Origin of the sequence: Calothrix rhizosoleniae SC01 (assembly GCF_900185595.1) — a bacterium.
In the GTDB taxonomy this organism is placed as follows: Bacteria; Cyanobacteriota; Cyanobacteriia; order Cyanobacteriales; family Nostocaceae; genus Calothrix_A; species Calothrix_A rhizosoleniae.
In genome coordinates this window covers 1-2041 of the sequence record NZ_FYBH01000035.1, presented here as the reverse complement: position 1 = coordinate 2041, position 2041 = coordinate 1, and the positions used below count along the sequence as shown (strand labels likewise).

Genomic DNA, 2041 nt, shown 5'->3' with positions numbered 1-2041 from the left:
CTTAATATTACCAATCTCTTTGTAACCACGGACATGAATCCGCTCTTGATTGGTACGGCGATAGGTAAGTTTGTGAATCAGCCAAGGATAACCGTGGAAGTTAAACATCACTGGCTTATCTGGTGTAAATAAAGTATCAAAATCTGTATTAGATAAACCGTGGGGATGTTCAGTTTCTGGCATCAACTTATACAGGTCTACCACATTGATAAATCTCACCTTTAATTCTGGGAACTCTTCCCGGAGAATTGCTGTAGCTGCCAATGATTCCATTGTGGGAATATCACCACAACAAGCCATAATTACATCTGGTTCATCGGGTTCCACACCACAATCATCGTTACTTGCCCATTCCCAAATACCAAGACCCTTGGAGCAATGCTGGATGGCTTCTTCCATAGTCAGGTATTGTAAGTGCTTTTGCTTATCAGCAACAATCACATTGATGTAATTGTGACTACGCAAGCAATGGTCTGCTACTGACAGCAAACAATTGGCATCGGGGGGTAGATAAATACGAACAACATCTGGACTTTTGTTTGTGACTACATCTATAAAACCAGGATCTTGGTGACTAAAACCGTTGTGATCCTGCCGCCAAACTGTAGAGGTAATCAGCATATTCAGGGAAGAAATGGGAGCACGCCATGGTATTTCTCTACATGTTTGCAACCATTTGGCATGTTGGTTAAACATTGAGTCAATCACATGCACAAAAGCTTCATAGGAGGAAAAGAATCCATGTCGTCCGGAAAGTAAGTATCCTTCTAGCCAGCCTTCCAAGGTATGCTCACTTAACATTTCCATCACACGACCCTGAGGAGCCAATTCACCTCCATCTTTATCCTCTGGTAGGTGTTCTCCCATCCATACCTTTTTACTGGCTTCATAAATTGCTTGGAGGCGGTTGGAAGAGGTTTCATCGGGACAAAATACTCGGAAATTATGGGGATTTCTACACATCAAATCCCGTAGCAGATAGCTCAAAATTTTGGTATTTTCAACTTCCGTAATTCCTGGTTTGCGTACTGTAACTGCATATTCCCGGAAATCTGGCATAATCAATGCCTTACGCACTAATCCACCATTGGCGATGGGGTTGGCACTCATGCGCCTGTTACCTGTGGGAGCAAGTGCTTTCAGTTCCGGAATCAAGCTACCATTGGCATCAAATAACTTCTCTGGTTGGTAGCTATTCATCCAATCTAATAATAAGTAAGTCGGCACAATAAAACCAAACTATGTGGAGAAAAGTAAATAAGGCTAAAACCCTTTTTCCCCCTGCTCCCTGCCCCCTGCCCCCTGTCTTATCCAAACGATAATTTTTTACGCCTACCTACTTAGTTGCAAATGTTCGGGATTTTGGTGCATACCCCCCATTGGTACTTGGTGTGCCCGCCAGAACCCTTCTACTTTGTGTCCATCTACTTCTTGAGGCCCTGTCCAACCTTTGGGCGATCGCAGTATGATCATAGGCCAACGGTGACGTTGAGTAACACCACTACTACGTGCTAATTGTTGCACTTTTCTAATATCTTGTACGCAATGCTCTACGGTAGCAGCCATCGCTTGGTGCATACTCTCAGGGTCAGAACCTTCTACGAAATAAGGGGTGTAACCGTAGCCTTTAAATAGGTCTGCCAGTTCTTCGTGACTAATGCGAGATAGGATGGTTGGATTGGCAATTTTATAACCGTTGAGGTGCAAAATCGGCAACACAGCACCATCAGTAATCGGATTGAGAAATTTGTTGGAGTGCCATGCAGTCGCTAAAGGACCAGTTTCTGCTTCTCCGTCTCCCACAACACAAGCGACAATTAAATCGGGGTTGTCATAGGCTGCACCGTAGGCATGGGAGAGACTATAACCTAGTTCCCCTCCTTCGTGAATAGAACCAGGGGTTTCGGGAGTACAATGGCTACCAATGCCACCAGGGAAGGAAAACTGCTGGAAAAACTTACGCATTCCTGATTCATCTTGGCTCTTATCAGGGTAAGTTTCCGAGTAGGTTCCTTCCAAATATATGGGAGCTAATACTCCT

General features: G+C 44.2%; 1 pseudogene. It reads right to left on the bottom strand.

The features are described from left to right. Window positions 1–2041, bottom strand: a pseudogene (locus CALSC_RS27225) (phosphoketolase family protein); the annotation flags it as partial.